General features: G+C 48.1%; 22 protein-coding genes. 2 read left to right on the top strand and 20 right to left on the bottom strand.

Going from position 1 to position 20086, the window contains the following annotated elements:
• Positions 1 to 292: 292 nt before the first annotated feature.
• Positions 293 to 1165, bottom strand: a complete 873-nt coding sequence (locus CHI14_RS25800; protein ID WP_095292542.1) for a nucleotidyltransferase-like protein — start codon at positions 1163 to 1165, stop codon at positions 293 to 295.
• Between the two features lie 131 nt (positions 1166 to 1296).
• On the opposite strand from CHI14_RS25800, the gene CHI14_RS25795 reads away from it, so the two are divergent.
• Entirely contained in the window at positions 1297 to 1695 is a 399-nt protein-coding gene (locus CHI14_RS25795; RefSeq protein ID WP_095292538.1) for a DUF2614 family zinc ribbon-containing protein, read from the top strand.
• A 138-nt stretch (positions 1696 to 1833) separates the two neighbouring features.
• On the opposite strand, the gene CHI14_RS25790 is transcribed toward CHI14_RS25795, so the two are convergent.
• From CHI14_RS25790 to uptA, 17 genes are all read right to left on the bottom strand, one after another.
• Positions 1834 to 3582, bottom strand: coding sequence for a glycosyl hydrolase family 18 protein (locus tag CHI14_RS25790; protein WP_095292535.1), 1749 nt, complete (start codon positions 3580 to 3582; stop codon positions 1834 to 1836).
• 122 nt (positions 3583 to 3704) lie between these two features.
• A complete protein-coding gene (gene perR, locus CHI14_RS25785) occupies positions 3705 to 4127 on the bottom strand; it encodes a peroxide-responsive transcriptional repressor PerR (RefSeq protein WP_024631328.1) in 423 nt (140 codons plus the stop codon).
• A 172-nt stretch (positions 4128 to 4299) separates the two neighbouring features.
• Entirely contained in the window at positions 4300 to 5703 is a 1404-nt protein-coding gene (locus tag CHI14_RS25780; protein WP_095292532.1) for a DUF4097 family beta strand repeat-containing protein, read from the bottom strand.
• A 26-nt stretch (positions 5704 to 5729) separates the two neighbouring features.
• The gene (locus CHI14_RS25775; RefSeq protein ID WP_095292530.1) at positions 5730 to 6323 is read right to left on the bottom strand and encodes a hypothetical protein; all 594 of its coding nucleotides are present in this window, start codon (positions 6321 to 6323) and stop codon (positions 5730 to 5732) included.
• A gap of 146 nt (positions 6324 to 6469) precedes the next feature.
• The gene (locus CHI14_RS25770) at positions 6470 to 7180 is read right to left on the bottom strand and encodes an MgtC/SapB family protein (RefSeq protein WP_095292527.1); all 711 of its coding nucleotides are present in this window, start codon (positions 7178 to 7180) and stop codon (positions 6470 to 6472) included.
• 33 nt (positions 7181 to 7213) lie between these two features.
• Positions 7214 to 7678: a GNAT family N-acetyltransferase gene (locus CHI14_RS25765; protein ID WP_095292524.1), complete on the bottom strand. Its 465-nt coding sequence runs from the start codon at positions 7676 to 7678 to the stop codon at positions 7214 to 7216.
• A gap of 141 nt (positions 7679 to 7819) precedes the next feature.
• Positions 7820 to 9259 carry an Asp-tRNA(Asn)/Glu-tRNA(Gln) amidotransferase subunit GatB gene (gatB, locus tag CHI14_RS25760; protein ID WP_095292521.1) on the bottom strand — a complete coding sequence of 480 codons (1440 nt, stop codon included), beginning with the start codon at positions 9257 to 9259 and terminating at the stop codon, positions 7820 to 7822.
• A gap of 26 nt (positions 9260 to 9285) precedes the next feature.
• Positions 9286 to 10743, bottom strand: coding sequence for an Asp-tRNA(Asn)/Glu-tRNA(Gln) amidotransferase subunit GatA (gatA, locus tag CHI14_RS25755; RefSeq protein ID WP_095292518.1), 1458 nt, complete (start codon positions 10741 to 10743; stop codon positions 9286 to 9288).
• A 28-nt stretch (positions 10744 to 10771) separates the two neighbouring features.
• Entirely contained in the window at positions 10772 to 11059 is a 288-nt protein-coding gene (gatC, locus tag CHI14_RS25750; protein ID WP_095292515.1) for an Asp-tRNA(Asn)/Glu-tRNA(Gln) amidotransferase subunit GatC, read from the bottom strand.
• 220 nt (positions 11060 to 11279) lie between these two features.
• Positions 11280 to 11663 (bottom strand): ATPase, encoded by a 384-nt coding sequence (locus CHI14_RS25745; protein ID WP_095292512.1) that lies wholly within the window; start codon positions 11661 to 11663, stop codon positions 11280 to 11282.
• Positions 11664 to 11810: 147 nt separating this feature from the next.
• Entirely contained in the window at positions 11811 to 12026 is a 216-nt protein-coding gene (locus CHI14_RS25740) for a hypothetical protein (protein WP_249281242.1), read from the bottom strand.
• On the bottom strand, positions 12019 to 12357 hold the full coding sequence (locus CHI14_RS25735) for a DUF5345 family protein (RefSeq protein ID WP_095292509.1): 339 nt from the start codon (positions 12355 to 12357) through the stop codon (positions 12019 to 12021). Before CHI14_RS25735 ends, CHI14_RS25740 begins: the two co-directional genes overlap by 8 nt.
• A gap of 2 nt (positions 12358 to 12359) precedes the next feature.
• Positions 12360 to 12887 (bottom strand): RNA polymerase sigma factor SigY, encoded by a 528-nt coding sequence (gene sigY / locus CHI14_RS25730; RefSeq protein ID WP_095292506.1) that lies wholly within the window; start codon positions 12885 to 12887, stop codon positions 12360 to 12362.
• A gap of 109 nt (positions 12888 to 12996) precedes the next feature.
• Entirely contained in the window at positions 12997 to 13248 is a 252-nt protein-coding gene (locus CHI14_RS25725) for a hypothetical protein (protein WP_095292503.1), read from the bottom strand.
• 332 nt (positions 13249 to 13580) lie between these two features.
• Entirely contained in the window at positions 13581 to 14213 is a 633-nt protein-coding gene (locus tag CHI14_RS25720; RefSeq protein WP_095292500.1) for an MBL fold metallo-hydrolase, read from the bottom strand.
• 6 nt (positions 14214 to 14219) lie between these two features.
• Positions 14220 to 14789: a thioredoxin family protein gene (locus tag CHI14_RS25715; protein ID WP_095292497.1), complete on the bottom strand. Its 570-nt coding sequence runs from the start codon at positions 14787 to 14789 to the stop codon at positions 14220 to 14222.
• Positions 14790 to 14791: 2 nt separating this feature from the next.
• Positions 14792 to 15406, bottom strand: coding sequence for an undecaprenyl phosphate transporter UptA (gene uptA / locus CHI14_RS25710; RefSeq protein WP_095292495.1), 615 nt, complete (start codon positions 15404 to 15406; stop codon positions 14792 to 14794).
• 162 nt (positions 15407 to 15568) lie between these two features.
• Between uptA and CHI14_RS25705 the strand changes: the two genes are divergently transcribed.
• On the top strand, positions 15569 to 15916 hold the full coding sequence (locus CHI14_RS25705; protein WP_095292492.1) for a dehydrogenase: 348 nt from the start codon (positions 15569 to 15571) through the stop codon (positions 15914 to 15916).
• 154 nt (positions 15917 to 16070) lie between these two features.
• On the opposite strand, the gene CHI14_RS25700 is transcribed toward CHI14_RS25705, so the two are convergent.
• Both CHI14_RS25700 and CHI14_RS25695 read right to left on the bottom strand, forming a co-directional pair.
• Positions 16071 to 18272 carry an O-antigen ligase family protein gene (locus CHI14_RS25700; protein WP_170948275.1) on the bottom strand — a complete coding sequence of 734 codons (2202 nt, stop codon included), beginning with the start codon at positions 18270 to 18272 and terminating at the stop codon, positions 16071 to 16073.
• A 430-nt stretch (positions 18273 to 18702) separates the two neighbouring features.
• Positions 18703 to 19977 carry a class I SAM-dependent methyltransferase gene (locus tag CHI14_RS25695; protein ID WP_249281241.1) on the bottom strand — a complete coding sequence of 425 codons (1275 nt, stop codon included), beginning with the start codon at positions 19975 to 19977 and terminating at the stop codon, positions 18703 to 18705.
• Between the last annotated feature and the right edge of the window lie 109 nt (positions 19978 to 20086).

Here is a 20086-nt window from a genome sequence, read left to right as displayed (position 1 = left end):
GTTGTTTGTGATTCTCTTTTTGCCAACCGCGTTTTCAGCGGCGACTTAAATAATGTATCACATTCAGTATGTTTTCGTCAAGAACTTTTTTTTGATTCTTTTTTTCAAATCATTATGTTCTCAACTTGTCCCTCACAAGTCTTTTTTCTAAAAGCCCGTTTGGGGAACGAAATATAATGTATCACATTCCATAAGTACGAGTCAACCTGTTTTTATTAATTTATATTACAAACAAAAAAGGAAGGTTTCCCCTCCTTTTGCCAAACCAAATCATTGAACTATACGGCCTTGTTCAGGCTTCGATCCAATACCGAATCTCCCGCCCTTCGCCTCCTATCAGGGATGGCCAACCGGCCGATTCCTTTACAATAGAACGAATAACTAGTTTCCGCAGAATTAAAGGGAGATCTTCTCCTACAAATCTTAATTGAGGATGATGAACCAGTTCGTCCACGCTCCATGCTTCTTTTCGGCTTCTAATTACCCGCAGAAGCAATTCCGAGCAATCACCCATTTTGGACATGACCGAAAATTCACAGGCAAGAAGAACAAGCTCCACCCGCTGTTCCAACGTCTCCGAGCTTACCGTAAGCTCCTGATAGAGCTTCCAGAGTGCTCGATCCATACTTTGCACATGTGTCCAAACAGCATGGTCAGGGTATACTCCATGTTCTATCAATACAATCCTGGCCCAGTTCCCCAATGCCTCCAGAACACTGTAATAAGCATCAACTACATGTCCTTCCTGAATGTGCCGCTTGGCCTCCACATACATTCTCAGAAAGCTTGCGAATTCATGCAGCAGCTTTTGTTCCCTCAGCCCCAATCCAAAGGCGGACAACTCTTCTCTCAGGGCACTCAAGGCGCCTTCTGATTCCCATATGATCTCGCCCTCAATCAAGCATTGCATGAGATTGTTATTATCACCCGTGATTACGCTGCTCTGCAGTTGATTACGCCCCGCGTAGATCATTTGATAACGCAAGTCCCCATAACGGTAATGGCCAACGTCCGACATACTTTGATCCGTATCACAGACAATGAGAACAAGCAATTCGAAATCCTGAATCAGGGAGCCGTGGAATCGCTCACCCGGATGGGAATAAGCGATAGCCCCAACTGCCCCCGACTCTTCCGACTGTCCGGACAAAAAAGCTAGGTTCATTAATTCCACGATTCCCTCCATACAATTCATGGCAGTTATACGCCAAGTCAGTTATAATGTAATTCTACATGCAGACTAAAGTTTCCTTCTTTTCCAGGTCCGATACTACTCATACGATAGGAGCATTTTTCATGATTTTTAAATCAGCTAAAATTAATGCTTTTCGCACTTGGGGATTGTTACTCACCATGCTAGGCATGGGGCTAATGGTACTGGGAACTGCCGGAATCGTGTTTTGGGGACATGCAGGCAAAGTGTTTGCAGCCGTGGGACTCGTCATCGGACTCGTTGCCATGATGGCTAGTCTGGCCATCTACTTCTGGGCTGGAATGTTGTCTACAAGCGCTGTTCAAGTGGATTGCCCTGAATGCGGCAAAATGACCAAAATGCTCGGCAAGACGGATCGTTGTATGTTCTGCCATACCATCCTCACTCTGGATCCTAATCAAGCGAATACAAACCGTCCTCATCTGAAAGCGCCTTCTCCATCTATTTCTGATACGGATCACCGTATTAGTCCAAAAGGCTAGTAACACTCATTTACTTCACATCTAAGATCAATGAGCAAACAACAAAAAAGGCCCGGTATCTAGACCGAGCCTTTTTTGCGTTTCACAATGAATTGATTTGAATCATATTAAAAAGATAAGTTCAGTAACCGTTTATCTCTAACGACTTACCTGTTGTAACGTCTTCCAAGCTGATGCGTTAGCAAAACTGCGATTCCAGGCAGCTACACCACCCAGTTTGAGTGATTCAATAAGTTCTACACGGGCCTGTAAAGAAACTGCATCTTCTATCCAGATTTTCTTGGTCGCCCCATCCTCAGTAAATTCCACATAATTCTGTCCACTTTGAGAGTCCAACTTAGGTTTGAGTTTCTTTTCTTTGATCAAATCAGCAACAGTATCCATTCCGACTGCTTTGGAAGATACTTTAATCTCTCCCTGTTCATCTGCTTCCTCTGTCCAGATTCGTGTATACAGCGGAACAGACATAATCAATTTGTTAGAAGGCACTTCATCTTCTTCAAGAATTTTTCTCATAGAGGCCTCTGTCCAGGGCAGCGAAGCGACGGAACCAGCCTTCGGACTGGCTGCCCAGTGCTCATCGTACGCCATAACCATCATGTAATCGACAAAAGAACCAAGTGAGCGTCGATCCAGAAAAGCGGACCACATTTCACTATTGGATTTTGGAGTTACATCAATGGAGAGCATGAGTCCGTGGATGCGTGCCATCGCTTTAATCTCACGAACAAATTGAGTAATATTGGGGCCATCATCGGTATATACGTTCTCGAAATCAATATTGATGCCATCCAATTGGTAGGTCTGCGCGTATTCCAGCATCTGTTCGATGATATGCGTGCGGGTCTCGTATGAGGCTACTGCCTCTTTTGTAATATCCGGGTCGAAACTGTTATCCATCAGTCCCCATACTTCCATTCCGGAACGGTGAGCCCAGTTAACATACGCTTTATCGGCTTTGCTCTTCACATTGCCCTGGCCGTCTGTAATATGGAACCACGTTGGACTGACCACATTCACACCCGGCATCTTGCCTATGGAACTGACGTCAGGCTGACGGTTGTATACCGCCTCCCACACTAGATTTACCGTTTTATTCTGCCACTTCTTCTCGGCAGCCGTCAGAGTGAATTTGGGCTTGTCCAGCTCCTTTTTCTCTGTAAGGGAAACGTACTTATTATCCACATAACCGGCATAGCCGTTATCCAGCTGAACAAAACTCTGCTCATCCCCCGTCTGCCATACCCGTACCCGGGCGTTCTGTTCGATATCCGCAATAATCGGGGAAGACTCTCCCCCACGTTTGTACAAAGGAATGGTTTTATCCGCTTTGGATGACAAGTTATCAATCTCCGCATATTGAATGATGTCTCCTCCACGCATCAATATAACTGCACCCGTAGATGTATCTTCCTGTACGGCAATCCCGTAAACTTCCTTCAAGGGCTTAAGAGGGATGTATGCCTCTCCTCCGATGACCTCAGGTTCAACTGACATTGGATAGTCCTTATGATTGAGCTCGGCCTTGGTGCTGCCTTCCTTCATATGAAGCACACGCTGCGGAGTCGCAATAATGATATCGCCTGTGTCCGCTTCGTAACGTATGCCAGGATCAATTGCCTCCTGTAGTACGTTCACCGGCAGTTTAAGCTCCTCGCCAGTTCCCGAAGCTTCACCATCCATCAATTGACCATCCACAAAAACAGGCTGATTCATTCCGATCCAATCGGGGTCCTCGTGAACCTGGTTCAGCCAGACATTCGTTATAAACCAGTAAGCACCGCCTGCAATAAGACAAGCTCCCAAAAAACCAGGCCAGAACGAACGCCTCTTCTTCTGCCTTGTATATCTGCTTTTTCTACTCAAACGCCTACCTCCGTTAATCATGCTGAATCATGAAGATATCATTGCCGCGTGAAAAATCATGCATGTAATCTTTGATATTAAAAAACAAAAAACGTGTAGAATTCAAACTGAATTCTGCACGTTAATATTGTAATTCATCTCTCTTAATCCCTGCAACTTTTACAAACACCATAAACTTCCAAACGGTGTCCATGGACTTCAAATCCGGTACTTGATTCCGCCTGGAGCTCAACGCTTTTGAGCGAAGGATAACTGAAGTCTTCAATTTTACCGCATTTATCACAAATGACATGGTAATGATCCGTCACATTGGCATCGAAGCGGCTGGAGTTATCTCCGTATGTCAATTCCCGAACCATGCCGGCCTCCAGAAACATCTTCAGATTGTTATATACAGTCGCCACGCTCATACTGGGAAATTGGGGTTCAAGCGCACGGTAAATTTCATCGGCAGTCGGATGCCCCATGGATTCCATTAGATAATTCAATATGGCATGGCGCTGGGGTGTAATACGGACACCGGTCGTCTTCAGATGCTCCAACGCATGTTGGACACGTGTTGCCATAAAACCCACCGCCTTACCTTTCATTCTCTTGAAGAAACAAGATACATTTTCATCTTATCCATCAGAGTTGATTCTTGACAAAGAACAGGACGTTTAATCTTTCCCTTCCATGTAACCTTGCCTTTTATTATTTTATTGTACGGCGATTGTAAGTTTATTGTCAACGCGGCAGTTACGGAACTTCAGAGGTATCATCCTGGGAATTCTCCCCGTTATCTTCGCTCTGTTCCAAATCGCCATCCGTGTCCTCCAGATTAGAAGTGTTTATATTAGTCGAAGTCACATCCGGGTTGCGATTAATGGTAAGGTCGCTGTTTCCTTCAATTTTAACCGTGTATTCCCCTTCACCAAGCTGGCCTTCAATGGTTTTATTTTGCACTGTAAATGGCAGGTCAGTCTTCAGATCACCGTAACTGCTGGAGCCGCTCAGACTGTAATCACCCTGATGAGGCAACAAAATGCTGATTGCACCAACGGCACTGTATACATCCCAATCTCCGCCTATTTTGGAGGAAACGATGCTGATGCTGCCATTCAGTGACTGAGCCCTGATTGCGAGATTTGCGCCATCCAGCGTAATATTTCCGTTCCGTGTTTCAGCAGTAAATTCACCAATTGAATCCGTAATGCTAATGCTCCCCACCTGTGTGGTCAGATCTACATCTCCTGAAACTCCGCGGGCCTTCATATCTCCCCGGTTGCTATCCAGATCAACATTCCCCATCGCATTGGCCACAATCACATCGCCATTTAACGTTTTGCCCGTAATGTCACCTACCGCATTCGTAATCCGGATACGTCCATTCCCCGTTTCAGCCACAATGGTACTAATTGCCTCCGGCCGATTTAACAATATGGCTCCATTGGAAGTGCGAATGTCCAGATTGAAACGCCGGTCATCCGGGATCGTAATCGTCATATTCATGCGAGGCTGTGTTTTATCGTTATCTCCATAAGTCTTGCCCGTTGCGGTAATATGAATAACCTTGGTGCCGTCCGTTTCAACAAACGATGCATCTGCCACAGCTTTTGCCTCTACTTCGGATGTCTTATCTACCCATACTACCGTACGCACCTCTATCTCTTCCGTATCTCCGCGCTGTACCGAGATATCTCCATTAACCCCCTGCACGACAAGATCGGAAGTATCCATACCGACAGGCACGCGGATCGTACCCTTGTCCTGCATGTACCCTGCTGCCTGGCTATAGTCCATGGAGGCTGCTCCCAGATTAAGGCTCACCCTGTTCCACAAGTGCATATAGTGGTCCTGTTCTGTCACAATAAATACCGCAGCCGTCAGCACAAGGGAAGCCAAGATGCCTTTGGCATCCGGCCTGAAACGCATCTTCACTTTCTCATCCTGCAGCTCATCAGCAGATGTCTTTTTCTTGCTGCGCGTCCATAGGAACAACAGTATGTATTCCACACCCAATGCGATAAGCAGCAATGGCCACCAGTCGACCATTTCATATACGTAGTCAGTTCCCCACCGTTTATCCAAAATCAACAGCACACCGACCGCTACGATTAAGGCGGCAGCCGTATAGCGACCGACCCGGACTTTACGGTTCATTATTTTTCCTCCTTAATTCTTCTAATCTAACCTTTTTTCTTGCGCAGCATGACCCAGATCTCACGGCCGAACAGGATCAGGCCTACAATAATGAGTACACCGGCAAAAGCATATCCACCATACAGAGCAAGCATTTCCTGAAACCAGCGAGGTTTGCGGAAGAATAGCACCATCAGCCCACCACCAACAATAAGCAGCAGCCCAAACGAAATGCCTCGCTCCCATGCCATAAAGGCTTCACCAACAGCCCGCTCGTTCATTAGAGGCTTGTCCGTATTTCCATGAGTTGCAGCTCTGCGCCTCCGCATCATGACCCAATCCGCAGATTGCAGTACATCGAATACATTGTAAAAGTAGATCACTGGAATGAACAAAGCGAGCAAGATTAAAAGGGGCACATTAATCTGTATGCCAATAGATGAAAAATACAAAAGCGCTGACAGATCGAGCAGTACAAGCAGCATAAACGTCAGGCCTCTCATATACAGCCGCAAATAGATATGACCCAGACCAGGAATGATCGCACTGAGCAATCCGGCAATAAATTTATGTGTCCGATTTCGGAGCGGCTTGGTTTTGGCCGTTTGTCCTCTTTTCCCGGACGGATGTTTACTTTTCATGACATGCTCCTTTCTTATGAAATAGCATTCCCGCTCTTCATGCATTTGGTTAGATAGTACCCTAAAGAGCCCGGAGAGTAACTGGAAGAAATATGGATATGGTTAAAAACCCTCCGGCACAACAGGCCTAAGGAGGGTTTAACGATTTATTCTATGGATACTTTGGTCACATGCTCCCACTGCCTTAGCTTAGTTACCAGCTGCACTGTATTAAGTTCATGTGGTACATGCACGTGGAGTACAATCTCAACCTTTCGTTCAACCGAAATGACCTCGGCAAAAGCCAGATCCTGCTCATTGACTGTAATTTTGCGTATTTTAATCTTTTCCTGCTCCATGAATGAAGACACCTGCTCCAGGAAGCCGGGTTCAGACAACGTATGCAGCGTGACGACATGCAGCTTGTTTCCTCGTATATACCTGAGCTCCAGCTTGTTGAACACCCACAGATTGAGCAGTACCAGAACCGTAGATACGATGGAGGCAAAAAAGAATCCCGCGCCTGCTGCCAGCCCAATGGCTGCTACAACCCAGATCGAAGCCGCGGTGGTAAGTCCTGTAATGGACTTTCCGGTAAACAGGATCGTACCCGCTCCCAGGAAGCCGACACCCGTAATAACCGCTGTAGCCAGACGAGCCGGATCAATCCGCACATTTAATTCATTGGCAAAATCCTTAAAACCATAAACAGACAACATCATGATCAGTGCAGACCCGAGACAGACCAGAATGTGGGTACGCAGACCAGCAGCATGATTGGAACGCTCACGCTCCAGACCTACAAGTCCTCCAAGCAGCATGGCTAGTAATAATCGCAATAAAATGTGCCACTCATCGATAAACCAAGGATTGCCCAAAACTGGTATTCCTCCTTCAAAAAATTCACATAATTAATGTTTATTCTTATGAAATGTCGTTAATTCCACACCTGGTGCAATCGGCGTAACCTCTACGGGGATGAAACCGAATTTGGTATATAAATTGACAGCCGGTTGGTTCAATGTACCTGTTGATACGATATACCGCGGAAGATCCGGGTACTGCTCGAACACATGTCTCATCAATGCAGCTGCAATTCCTTTGCGAAAATGCTCGGGGTGCACCATCATACGTGTGATCGTCAATGTGTCCTTCTCTTCCTCCGCCACTGCAACAGCACCCAGGAGTTCTTCTTCATCATCCAGGCAACCGTAAAAGGTCTCTCCGCAGCTTTGCAGAGATTCGATCGTATCCATCAAAGGCGGAATTTCCTGAAAACCAATCATCTCCGCTTCCAGCCGATAGGCTACATGCTGAAGCCGCCATAGCTGTCCTGTGGTCTCCAGATCATTCAGTGACAGTAATTGAATCTTCATTCTCGCCCTCATCTCCTTCGTATGCAACTGAATTCGATTACACCTGTACATGATTATTTACCACATCTGTTTGCCTTATAAAAATAAGAAAAGAGGCTGTCACAGGGACGAGCCTCTTTCTGTCCGGCCTCACCGGATGGATTAGCGGTTCAGTACATCTGCAAGCAGTTGATTAACCAGACCCGGATTAGCCTTGCCTTTACTTTCTTTCATAACCTGTCCTACCAGGAAGCCGATCGCTTTCTGTTTGCCTGCCTTGTAATCTTCCACGGATTGAGGGTTGTTCGCAACAACCTGCTCTACAATGGCAAGAATGGCACCTTCGTCACTGATTTGTACAAGACCTTTTTCCTCAACGATCTGCTGTGGAAGCTTGCCGCTCTCCAGCATTTCCTTAAAGACGGTTTTGGCGATTTTGCTGCTAATCGTGCCTTTCTCCAGCAATCCGATCATCTCACCGAGTCCCTGACCCGTCAGAGGCACCTGAGACAATTCCAGGTTGCTGTTGTTCAAATAACCAAGCAGGTCGCCCATAATCCAGTTGGATACGGCTTTGGCATCCTGCGTATATTTCAGGCTGTCTTCAAAAAGATCAGCAACCGCTTTGGATGAAGTGATCACCTCTGCATCATAATTGGGCAATCCGTAATCAGCCGTATAACGTGCTTTGCGCTCGTCAGGGAGCTCCGGAATCGAAGCTTTGATTCGCTCCTTCCAGGCAGCATCAATATGCAGCTTCACCAGATCCGGATCCGGGAAATAGCGATAGTCGTGCGCTTGCTCTTTGCCACGCATGGTCAGCGTTTTTCCTTGCGCTTCATCCCAGCGACGCGTCTCCTGAACTACTTCGCCGCCGTCATCCAGAATTTCAGCCTGACGGAACTGCTCATATTCCAAACCGCGCTGAACGCCACGGAAAGAGTTCATGTTTTTCAGTTCTGCTCTTGTTCCCAGCTTCTCCTGCCCATGCGGACGCAAACTGATGTTGGCGTCACAACGGAGGGAGCCCTCTTCCATTTTTACGTCCGACACATCGCAGTACTGCATGATCGCACGCAATTTTTCCAGATATGCACGGGCTTCCTCCGGCGAAGAAATTTCCGGTTCGGATACAATCTCCACGAGAGGTGTACCCACACGGTTGAAGTCAACCAATGAAGCATAGCCGCCATCCACGTGAGTAAGCTTACCTGCATCTTCTTCCAGATGAAGACGGGTAATACCAATTCGTTTCGTTTCTCCGTTTACTTCAATATCAATCCACCCGTTCTCACCGATCGGTTGATCGAATTGTGAGATCTGGTAGGCTTTTGGTGAATCCGGATAGAAATAGTTTTTGCGATCGAATTTGCTGACATCAGCAATGGTACAGTTGAGGGCCATCGCTGCTTTCATGGCATAATCCACAGCCTGACGGTTCAGTACAGGCAATACGCCCGGATGTCCGAGACAGACGGGACAAGTATGGGTGTTTGGTGGTGCTCCAAAGGCCGTGGAACAGCCGCAAAAGATTTTGGAGTTGGTATGCAACTCCACATGGACTTCAAGTCCAATGACCGTTTCATATTTAGATGCAGACATTTCAATATTCCTCCGTTCCGGGCAGTCTACAGCTGCGGACGCTGCTTGTGGAATTCTGTATTTTGTTCAAACGCATGCGCAACGCGCAGTACAGTCGTTTCATCAAAGGCTTTACCAATAATCTGCATGCCAACAGGCAATCCATCCGAGAAGCCGCACGGGATGCTCACTGCAGGTACGCCTGCCAGACTGACCGGAATGGTCAGGATGTCATTGAGATACATGGTGAGTGGATCATCCACCTGGGAACCCAGTTTAAATGCGGTTGTAGGTGCAGTTGGTCCAATAATGACATCATATTTGGCAAATACGTCATCGAAGTCCTGTTTGATCAATGTACGCACTTTTTGAGCTTTCAGGTAATAGGCATCATAATAACCCGAGCTGAGCGCATATGTCCCGAGCATGATACGACGCTTCACTTCCGGACCAAAGCCTTGGCTGCGGGATTGGTGATACAGATCAAGCAGGTTGTCCGGGTTATCTGCACGTACGCCATAGCGCACGCCGTCAAACCGAGCCAAGTTGGAAGAAGCCTCAGAAGAAGCGAGCAAATAATACGTAGCCACCGCATATTCGGTATGCGGAAGGGATACCTCTTCCCAAGTGGCACCGAGTCCCTCAAGCACTTTCAAGGCAGAGAGAATGGTCTCTTTAACTTGCGGATCAACACCTTCTCCAATGTACTCCTTCGGTACGGCAATGCGCAGACCTTTGACATCACCTGTCAGTCCGCTCAAGTAGTCCGGGATCTCTACTTTTGCAGATGTCGAATCTTTGGCATCATAGCCGGCGATTGCTTGCAGTACATAAGCAGAATCTTCAACATTTTTCGTCAGTGGTCCGATCTGATCCAATGAGGATGCAAATGCAACCAATCCAAAACGCGAAACGAGTCCATAAGTTGGCTTCATGCCGACAACGCCACAATATGAAGCAGGTTGTCTAATGGAACCGCCCGTGTCTGAGCCAAGCGTGAAGTACGCTTCGCCTGCAGCTACTGCGGCTGCAGAACCACCACTGGAGCCACCTGGAACACGATCCAGCGCCCATGGGTTGCGCACAGGATAGAAACTTGAATTTTCATTCGAACCGCCCATGGCGAATTCATCCATGTTCAGTTTACCGATCGTCACCGTATCTGCAGCTCTCAGCTTTTCGACAACCGTTGCATCATACACCGGGTCGAAGTTGCGCAAAAACTGGCTGCCGCATGTCGTGCGCAGTCCGTTCGTAACGATATTATCCTTAATACCTACCGGTAATCCAAAGAGCAAACCTTTCTCCTCGCCACTGACGAGCCGGTCATCCAGCTGACGCGCACGGGAACGAGCCTGTTCCTCATCCAACGCAAGATATGCCTTAACTTTGTCTTCACGTGCACTAATGTTCTGATATGCTTGGTCCACCAAGTCGCTGACCGACAATTCCTTGGCGTGCAGCTTGTTATGTAACTCAGGCAACGATTGTTCAAATAAACTCACGGTATTTCGTCCTCCTTCCGGTTATCCGTTATTCCATTACAGCAGGCACTTTAAACTGCCCGTCTTCTTCTTCCGGTGCATTGCGCATCACCTGTTCGATTGGCAGGCTTTCTTTCGTTTCATCCTCGCGCATCACATTGCTGACATGCAGAACGTGAGTCGTTGGCTCAATGTTCTCTGTATCCAGCTCATTCAGCTTCTCTGCATATTTTAAAATTGCGTTCAGCTGTCCTGTAAGCGTCTGTTCTTCTTCAGAAGTCAAATTGAGCCGGGCCAGCTTGGCCACATGCTGAACGTCATTATTCGAAATACTCATTTCCGGATGCCTCCTTCATTTCGTTCAACTTCCCGAAACTGCCTGAAACGAATCGCTCGTTTAACGGGCTAAAGTCCCAAGATAACTTTTTTCATTATAGGGGAGATGGTTCGACAATTCAATGCAAATGACCTGACTTGTCTAATAAGCAAAATAACCCCAATCCACAGAGCTCATGCAATAATCAAAAAAGAGCCGGCATCAGCCGACTCTCTAGATCTTAAATCCATGCACGCAGATTAACCTGCTTTATAAAATCCGCCTGTGACATAACATCGTTCGCGGTTTCCTCTTCCTCTTCCACAGCTTGAATATCTCCGTTCATCAGATGATGAAACAGTTTCTCGTTGTGTGTCGCAAGGGCGTAATCTATCAACGCTTCTCGCTCGACCCGCTCAGCTTCCTGCTTCAGCAGAACCTCTTCCAGATCGACGTCGCCGGATGGAACAAAAAAGTTCCGGTTCACCTGCGGCACTCGAAGCACGTAATCGAACGCATTGTCCGGATTCCGGTCATAAGCGATGATGTAACCATATTCCCCCACAGGAAGATTCTGCTCAAACGCATCCGCGACGATGACAACCTTTTCTCCTAATCGCAGCATCGTCTAACCTCCTGGTAGTCTATCTTTCATATTTATTTGTATAGTCTACTAGAAAAGAATAACGATGTCTACGATTACTAGAATTAAGCAACATATTTGTGCAAAATCTTTTTTTATCACCAGATTATCATTCGTCCATTATATAGGTTAGGACCGTCTGCGACCTGATCGAATAACTATGAACCAATATACAATGAGTGGTGTCGGGAATCCGGTGATCCCCCATAATCCCCATAACCAGGGGAAACGCCCACGTCTACGTGCATCCTGAAAAATCCATGTCCCTTGCACGAACAAAAGGATTGCAATCAATATCATCCAGATTGGAGAAATCTCATTCAACGAATAATGCATATTATTCATGAGAAGCCTCCTCCTTCCGATGTTTGCCCGCCCATATGATTGCTGCTGTCACTGCTGCCGCTACACCAACAGCCTGGATACCCACATAAAGAGCTGGAGCAGACAGGAACAGCAGCGCCCCAGAAGCAATGACCATCAGCCCGATCACCCAGAACAAAATCATCTCGATCAGGTTCTTGCGGCGTTTGATTCGTCTTCGTTCTCTGACCTGCACTTCCAGCGAGGCTAATGAAGGTACACTCACTGGCTCATATGCTTCATCCAGCACTTTCATCTGCTGCTGCAGTCGTTCGAGGAGCTCTTGCTCATCTTGTTCATCCGTCCTGCTCATGCTTATTCCAACTCCTTTCTCAATTGACGAAGGCCATAGGCCGTTCGTGATTTCGCCGTTCCGGCTGGAATACCGAGCATTTCCCCAATCTCATCATAACCATAGCCATAATAGTGCTTCAACAGTACAGCAACACGGTGTTCCGGCGTTAATCTGGTCATGGCATCCATGACGTCCGTCCATTCTTCATTCCGGCTCTCAAACTGCCATCGAAATCGTCTAACGGCCTCATTACGGATCATATCCAACCAGCCATTTTCTCTTTTCTTACGCCTTGTCTTGTCAATATAGATGCGTGTAGCAATGGTAATCATCCAGGATGAAAAGGCAGACGAACCGTCATAACGATGAATATTCTCCATACATCGAATCATCGTATCCTGAACGGTTTCTTCAGCAGCGTTAGGATCCATCGTAACCTTGACCAAGTATTTGTACACGAAAGCATAATGACGTTGAAGCAGCGCCGCCAGCGCAGCATCATCTCCTGCTGCTGCCCTGCGGACCTCTTCCAGTTCGGCTGCTTCCATCTGGTTTTTCACCTCTGCTTCCCGTTCATTCTTGAGTTAATACGACAGTGTCTGCATAAACGTTCAAATGAATTACAAAAAAATCTGAAGCCGACAATTTCCCGGGCAATCAGACTTCATTCCGGTATTCCTGCAGCTTGTCGAACCACGGCTGGTTGCGGGCTCCACTGCTCAAAACTCGACTTCTCCATATATTTTGCTGCTGTTCCAAAGGTTCATTTGTTGCCTTGCTTCTGTAGCTATGTAGTTGCGGACGATCCGTTGCTAATTCAAGCTTGCCCGTATCCATCACCCGGCGAGTCTCTTCCATTGCTGAATACTTGGCACGGTGTTCAAAAGGTATAACGCGCTTTTTCTCCACTTCTTCTCCCCGCTCTCTTGTTCCTCATGCTTCACAATTAAATACTACGTTCTAAGGATACATTCCACGTACTTGCTATTCAGATCCAAAGCTGTCTGCATTACAATGACTTTTCTTATGTAGGTTGTATCTGGATGACTCTTCCCTTGCCAATATTGCTGAAAATAAAAAAAGAACGCAAACCGGGTATAGACCACAGTCTGCGTGCTTCGCAAGTTAGGGTACTGCTATTTAAAGCTTTAGTTAGATGATGCCTTAACGCTTGTAACAACTAATTGCTATTCTAATGAAAAAATTGTCACTTGTCCAGACTTTCTTTACTTAAATGTCGATCATCTTGCGGAAACGTAAGGATTATTCTGCTTCTCATAACCGATGGTTGTTTTAGGGCCATGACCTGGGTATACCTTCACTTCATCAGCAAAGGTATACAGCTTGTTTTGAATCGAATCGATCAAGTCTCGCTCCCGTCCACCCGTCAGATCCGTTCTCCCTACGCCCATACGGAACAGAACGTCTCCTGCAAACAAATCATTACCACACAGCAGGCTTACGCTGCCTGGGGAATGTCCAGGTGTATGATATACCTTAAATGTATGCCCAACAAACTGGAGAGTCTGTCCTTCATCCATCGCATATTCTGCAGGATCTGTCGAAAGAGGCGGTGAAGCCTGCGGCCAGTTCAACGATCCATTCAGTTTGGGAGAGGTGAGCCAGTCACTCTCCAGATCATGCAAATAGACTGGACAGCCTTTCAATTTGCGAATTTCGTCCACACCGCCCATATGATCAAAATGAGCATGTGTCAGTAAAATCGCTTCAATTTCCAGGTCTTGAATGGCTTTGAGCAGCGACCCCGGGTTCATGCCCGGATCAATGATAACGGCTTTCCCCGGATCTTCCCCCTGCAGCAGATATGCATTCGTCTGGAGCGGGCCGAGTGTAAATGTACGAATGTTAAGCATCTTGGATTAGTAACCCGAAATCAGTTCACGCAGCTCACGAATAATGACTGCATGCGACTCCGTTCCTTCCCCATAGCGTTTACCGATTTCCTGACGTACTACAGCCATCTTCTCCTGATAATCAGCTGCATCACGATCCGGGTTCTCGCGTTTGAATTCAACCATCACTTCCTGTACATGCTGAGGGCGCGGTCCCCATTGGCCCAGCACATGTCCGCCCGTATCGGCAAAAATAACGATAGGTACGGAACGGCCGCCCATTGTAAGGAATTCATCCATCACTTCAGGATGATTTTCCATAATCAGAACTTCGGTTGGAATGCCCGAGATCTCCAGCGCCTGGAATACCACAGGTATGTTGCGAACAACATCCCCACACCAGTCAGCAGCCAAAATCAAAACGCGCAGATCATCGCGGTGGTTCAAGCTCTCGAAAAACTCGCGATCCTCTTCGCTTGGCCATGTGAAGCTGTCATAGTTCTTTTGAAATTCGCTTTGGTTCTTGGTCATGCTCTCAATGAATTCCTTCGGCGGCAGACCCTTACCGAATTTGTGAGACAAGTTTGGTTTACCCATAACTAGACACTTCCTCTCTTTTTTCGAACATTCATCCATTTAATAAGTACATAAATAATCATAAGTGCGAGTGCAACGAGCAGAATCGGCATAATGTAAGGTGCAGCTTTTTCGTTAATATGTTCCCATTGGTCTCCGAGTACCATCCCTAAATATATAAACAATGCAGTCCAAGGTATAACAGCAAGTGTTGTCAGCAGAATGAACCTGCCTGTATGCATTTTAGATATGCCTGCAGGAATCGAGATGGCATGACGCACAACCGGAACAAAACGCGCCGTGAAAATGACACCTGTACCGTACTTGCGAAACCACTCCTCGGAATGGTCGATGTGTTTTTTCTGGATCAGTATGTATTTTCCGTAACGTTCAAGTACAGGTCTGCCGCCATAACGGCCAATCCAGTAAATAAAGAGCTGGGCTACTACACCGCCCACGGTACCGAATATCATTGCACCTAAGAAATTGATATTGCCCTGTGAAACGAGAAATCCTCCATATGCCAGTACAATTTCACTGGGGATGACTTCGAGCATTAATCCCAGCATAATCCCAAAGTATCCAAGGCTCTGAATCCAGTCGAACAATTGACCGACAATGTTATGAATAACGTCCATCTCGACCCTCTTTCTTCATCCTGATTGGCGGTGCTCCGCAGCACCATGGATGTTCGTCCCCTATTTTAGCACAGGGCTGCAGTTTGTTGCTACTTCATCGACCCGGGTTAGTGTCCTGCAAGTCATCCTTCGCATATGGTATCGGGAGAGGAGCGTGAGAAGATGTCACCCAAATCAACACCCGGCACTCCCCCGGTCAAACATAGCAATCCAAGCCAGAAGCTACCTTCCGCGAGAGGGATTCGCAGAGCTTGCAGTAAGGAGCTGTACCGGACAGCGAAACGGCTGAAAGTCTACATTTCTCCCGATCAGATGAAACAGGCGGAAGAACTCTATTATGGAAAAGTGATTGCCAACCTGCTCTGGATCGGTGAAAACCGGGATAATCGAAAGAAGTTATGCGAGTGGTGGAACAATGACGTCAGTGCAGATATAGCTTCTCTATGGAATGTGGACATCGAACCGCTTCAGGCAGCATTCCAGCAGGCATTTGGCGGATATCGTCTGTAGAATACAGACGTTCAAAGATTCAACGCATTTCTTACAGGAAAAAGCACACACAGAAACAAGGAAATGTTCCTTGAGAAGCACTTGCCATTATTCATGTTTAAGAGAAGCAGAAACGGGCGGCGTTAAACCCAGGTGGTTTGTTTGTCTGGCATCCTTAAGGAACGGCAGTCGATGCAAGAATACGTAGATGAGTGATGTAAATGGCAGCATTGTCATCTAAGGTGAATTGGCGATCATTACGTACCTTCGCTGCAGCCACTCTTGCATTCAACTGTTCGTAATGCTCATACATTCGCACACCTGCAGCGGCGGTCTGCCTGGCTCGGTTCGTATAACCGGCAGCCCATTCCTGACGTGATGCATGAATCATCCAGTACAAGGCAGCGGACTGAATATGGGTATCATACCGATTCAATGCAATTGCTTGTTCAAAGTACTTGCCAGCCTGTGCTCCCTGCCCTGCTTGGGCTGCAAGCTTCCCCAGTTCCTGGTAGAGCTGCGGCTCTGCCGGGGAGTGGGACAAGCTGCTCAGCAGCAATTTCTCTGCATCATTGGCTGAAAGAGTACGTGAAAGAGAGATGGCAATCTCCGGTCGGTATGGATTCGCTTGAAATGCAGATGTCAACTCGGCCCTACGCTGAATCATTTCTTGTGGTGCAGATCTAACCAAATGATACTCTACTTCCGCCAGGGTATTACGCCCCGCCAGCCAGACTGTTCCCCCAAGCCAAATCAGGATGGCCAGGGCAGTCAACCATGGTATTGTCCGCATGGTTCGGATAGCCTGATATGAAAACCCGTTGGACAGAAGCGATGGTTGTACTGAGCGTTCGTTCGTAAGAACTGCTGGTACCTCTCTCGCCTGGATTATGGCATGCTCGTCCGCAGTGCCTATACGCTGTTCATTTTTATATGCGTATGACCATGCTCCCAGCCAGATAAACAGCATCCATACCAATGTGAAGCTCCAGTCAAAATCCATGGTTCCATGCAAAACGAAAACAAGCACGGAAGGCATTAAGCCTGCTGCATATTTCACGGTATGACGAATGGTAAAAGCAAACCAGGCGCAGATCATGATTAGGCCGATCAGGCCCGTATCAAGAACAATGTCGATCAGGCCGTTGTGGACCTCGCCTCCGACATACGGCGAGGATTGAATGGCGCGGAACATGCTGCGCCATGTATCTCCCCCGTGGCCAAGCCATGCGGCCCCGGACCAGAGCTCCAGGGCGTCCCGCCACATGCGAAGGCGGGACAGCCCGGTGCCGACACCTGCCGCGAGTCGTTCGGCGGTGGAGGCCACGGCCAGCATGGCGGCGGTAGTAACCGCCGCTGCCATGGCCGTTAAGGCAGCGGCGCGTGCCCTGGCGCCGCTGTGCCACAGGCGGCACAGCAGCAGCGTGCCGAGCAGCGCAGCTGCCCATGCCCCGGCCAGTGCCAGCAGGCCGGGCACGGGTGCAGGCGCCAGCTGGGCAGCAGCCAGCTGGCGGTACAGCCAGGCCGCGCTCGCCAGGGGCGCGGCCATGGCCAGCAGCAGCGGCAGGCGGTCTCCGCGCCGCTGCCAAGCGAAGGCGCTGGCGGCGGCGATGCCTGTCGCCAGCCAGGCGCCGCGCGACTCGCTCAGCAGGAGCGCGGCTTGCGCGGGCATAAGCGGCAGCGCTGCCGCGATAAGGTGCCCGGCCGTCACGGGACGGGCCATGGCACGCGCGACTGCAGTGAGCCGCTCCAATGCGTACATGCCGGCAACGGCGCCGTACGCATTGGGGTACTGCAGCAGTCCGCCGAGCCTCGCACCGGCGGAGCTGATCTCGGGGTCAGCGGTTCGCATGACCGCGAAAGGCAGCGGCAGTACGCCGCACACTGCAAGCAGGCCGCTGAACACAAGCAGGCTGCCTGCAGCCTGCCATCCCGCAGCGAACCATCGCACGCCGTGTGCACACGAAGCCAGCATCCCTGCGAGCAGGGCAAAGATAGCCAGCAAACTCCACCGCAGCATTTCATCCATGCTGCCCTGTGTGCTTACAGAACCCAAACAGGCATGCAGGCCATAACAAACCATCATGATGATGGGCCAGATGATCCAGCCATTAAGATGCATATGCCAATATCTTATTTTCATTTCTTCATTACTGTGAATATCGCAACTTAGGCAATTTTTCAGTGCGTTATTTTTCTTACTCCGCTGTACACGTAACAGAAGAAGCATGATCACTCCCATGAGAAGGCTCCCCGAAGAGAGCAAAATGACCCCGTACACATCGGAGGGAAAATATAGCCCCCGACCCAGACATGCAGCCAACAACATGATCATACCCATCACGCCCAATATCATCGTTAATATCGATGTATCCAACCCAAACGTCTTCTTCGTCTTCGCTTGTTTAAACCTGCAACGTAAGTTCAGGTCTCCTGCATCTGAAACAGATTTTGGCACAGTGCAACATACATTCATCTTTATTTCCGCTCGATTCTTACCCTGCTGATGCTCTACCATGTGATCGCTGTTTCTCTGCTGCTGCAACTGCCTACCTCCTTCCCATCTTCTTTTATTGAACAAACATTGCAAATCTCCCATGCTGCATTTCATTCGCACTCAGCACTCATGATATATAAAAAAAGACAGAAGATCCTCATAGGGTCTCCTGTCTTATGTCTAGCCGTCATCATTTTCATTCATATAAAGCACAATCGTTTATTCGTTTCCATAACGGGACCCTCATACCAGTATGTCCATTCCTGGAGATGGCAGACCATCCGCCAATTAGGGTTAGCGCTTTGCGACACTAGCAGTGGTCACAAGAGTCCGAGCTGGTTGTCGATTTCCCGTTCGAACGATCTGTATTTTGTTCCGTTACATCGCCCTCTGCTGTTTCAATCGGATTGGCACCACCTGGCAGCAGGTCTGCACAAGCCCGTTCCAAGTACGGATCCGCATGTATGAAATCACGGAACTCCGTGTATTCCTTCCACATATCAGCCGTTTGCCCCGCCTGTCCACGCACAGCACGAATCAGAATATTTTTGGGTGTATGCTCCATATCAATGAATTCCAGCAGTTGCGTTTTGTAACCCATCAGATCCAGAAGCTTCGCACGAATGGCATCTGTTGCCAGGGCGGAGAAGCGTTCCTTCAGAATACCATGGGACAATAACGGATTCATTACCGGAGATTCGATCTGGTCAAACAGCTCATGCTGACAGCACGGTACGGACAGTATGACTGAAGCGCCCCAGCGGACAGCTTTCTCCAGTGCTGCATCGGTTGCCGTATCACAGGCATGCAGTGTCACGACCATATCCACTTCATTCAGCTCATCGTAGTCAGCAATATCACCAACCAGGAACTTCAGATCACCATAGTGCAGCCTTTGTGCAAGAGCGTTGCAATGTTCAATGACATCCGCTTTCAGGTCAAGACCGATGATCTTCAGCGATCTGCGCTGTTGTACCGACAAGTAGTGATACAAGGCAAAGGTCAGATAAGACTTCCCGCAGCCAAAATCAACGATGGTAAGCGGACGTCCCTCAGGCAGATACGGAATGACATCCTGTACCATTTCGAGGAAACGATTGATCTGTCTGAACTTATCGTACTTGCGGGCCAATACCCGGCCCTCTTCATTCATAATGCCCAGCTCAACCAGGAACGAGACAGGGACTCCCTCTTCCAGCACGTATTGCTTCTTGCGGTTATGCGAGAGATCCACCGACGTCTTGGATGGAGATTTGGTCAGTATGGATACTTTATATTTTTTGCTGATCAAAATTTGATAATCTGCCTCTGTCGTACAGAGGAGCCCTTGACGAAACGTCTCTTCGCACAGCAAAGTCATGCGTTCTATCGCTTCAGCCGGAGTCAAATTCTCGTGCAGCACTTTGTTGTTATAATGAAATGCGAATTGATAATGCAGCTGATTCTTCAGCGTTACCGGCTTGACTTGCACTTTGGTATACGAGACATTGTCCCGTCTGCGCAGCTGGCTCCAGGTCGCTGTAATCAGCGAATTCTGCTCAAAGATGTCTTGTATAAGCTTTCGCAATGAATCCACGGGGTACATCTCACTTTCGATTTGGTTTGGTCAACCGTAACCATACCACAATTCCGGTGCCGCTCCAAGTGAAGACACCTAACAAGCCTTATTCATTTATGTCCTGTTTGGTTCGCTG

Origin of the sequence: Paenibacillus sp. 7516 (assembly GCF_002272715.1) — a bacterium.
In the GTDB taxonomy this organism is placed as follows: domain Bacteria; phylum Bacillota; class Bacilli; order Paenibacillales; family Paenibacillaceae; genus Paenibacillus; species Paenibacillus illinoisensis_A.
Note: the sequence above shows the minus strand (reverse complement) of the source record. Positions and strands in the feature narration are given on the sequence as shown.

Bases quoted from the DNA above. Each gene is read 5' to 3' on its own strand.
- CHI14_RS25775 (WP_095292530.1), bottom strand. From the start codon at position 6,323: ATGAAAAGTAAACATCCGTCCGGGAAAAGAGGACAAACGGCCAAAACC.
- CHI14_RS25705 (WP_095292492.1), top strand. From the start codon at position 15,569: ATGTCACCCAAATCAACACCCGGCACTCCCCCGGTCAAACATAGCAAT.
- perR (WP_024631328.1), bottom strand. From the start codon at position 4,127: ATGGCAACACGTGTCCAACATGCGTTGGAGCATCTGAAGACGACCGGT.
- sigY (WP_095292506.1), bottom strand. From the start codon at position 12,887: ATGGAAGCAGCCGAACTGGAAGAGGTCCGCAGGGCAGCAGCAGGAGAT.
- CHI14_RS25735 (WP_095292509.1), bottom strand. From the start codon at position 12,357: ATGAGCAGGACGGATGAACAAGATGAGCAAGAGCTCCTCGAACGACTG.
- CHI14_RS25745 (WP_095292512.1), bottom strand. From the start codon at position 11,663: ATGCTGCGATTAGGAGAAAAGGTTGTCATCGTCGCGGATGCGTTTGAG.
- gatB (WP_095292521.1), bottom strand. From the start codon at position 9,259: ATGTCTGCATCTAAATATGAAACGGTCATTGGACTTGAAGTCCATGTG.
- CHI14_RS25800 (WP_095292542.1), bottom strand. From the start codon at position 1,165: ATGAACCTAGCTTTTTTGTCCGGACAGTCGGAAGAGTCGGGGGCAGTT.
- CHI14_RS25790 (WP_095292535.1), bottom strand. From the start codon at position 3,582: ATGATTAACGGAGGTAGGCGTTTGAGTAGAAAAAGCAGATATACAAGG.
- uptA (WP_095292495.1), bottom strand. From the start codon at position 15,406: ATGGACGTTATTCATAACATTGTCGGTCAATTGTTCGACTGGATTCAG.
- CHI14_RS25695 (WP_249281241.1), bottom strand. From the start codon at position 19,977: ATGTACCCCGTGGATTCATTGCGAAAGCTTATACAAGACATCTTTGAG.
- CHI14_RS25780 (WP_095292532.1), bottom strand. From the start codon at position 5,703: ATGAACCGTAAAGTCCGGGTCGGTCGCTATACGGCTGCCGCCTTAATC.
- CHI14_RS25715 (WP_095292497.1), bottom strand. From the start codon at position 14,789: ATGGGTAAACCAAACTTGTCTCACAAATTCGGTAAGGGTCTGCCGCCG.
- CHI14_RS25795 (WP_095292538.1), top strand. From the start codon at position 1,297: ATGATTTTTAAATCAGCTAAAATTAATGCTTTTCGCACTTGGGGATTG.
- CHI14_RS25720 (WP_095292500.1), bottom strand. From the start codon at position 14,213: ATGCTTAACATTCGTACATTTACACTCGGCCCGCTCCAGACGAATGCA.
- gatC (WP_095292515.1), bottom strand. From the start codon at position 11,059: ATGAGTATTTCGAATAATGACGTTCAGCATGTGGCCAAGCTGGCCCGG.
- CHI14_RS25765 (WP_095292524.1), bottom strand. From the start codon at position 7,678: ATGAAGATTCAATTACTGTCACTGAATGATCTGGAGACCACAGGACAG.
- CHI14_RS25740 (WP_249281242.1), bottom strand. From the start codon at position 12,026: ATGAATAATATGCATTATTCGTTGAATGAGATTTCTCCAATCTGGATG.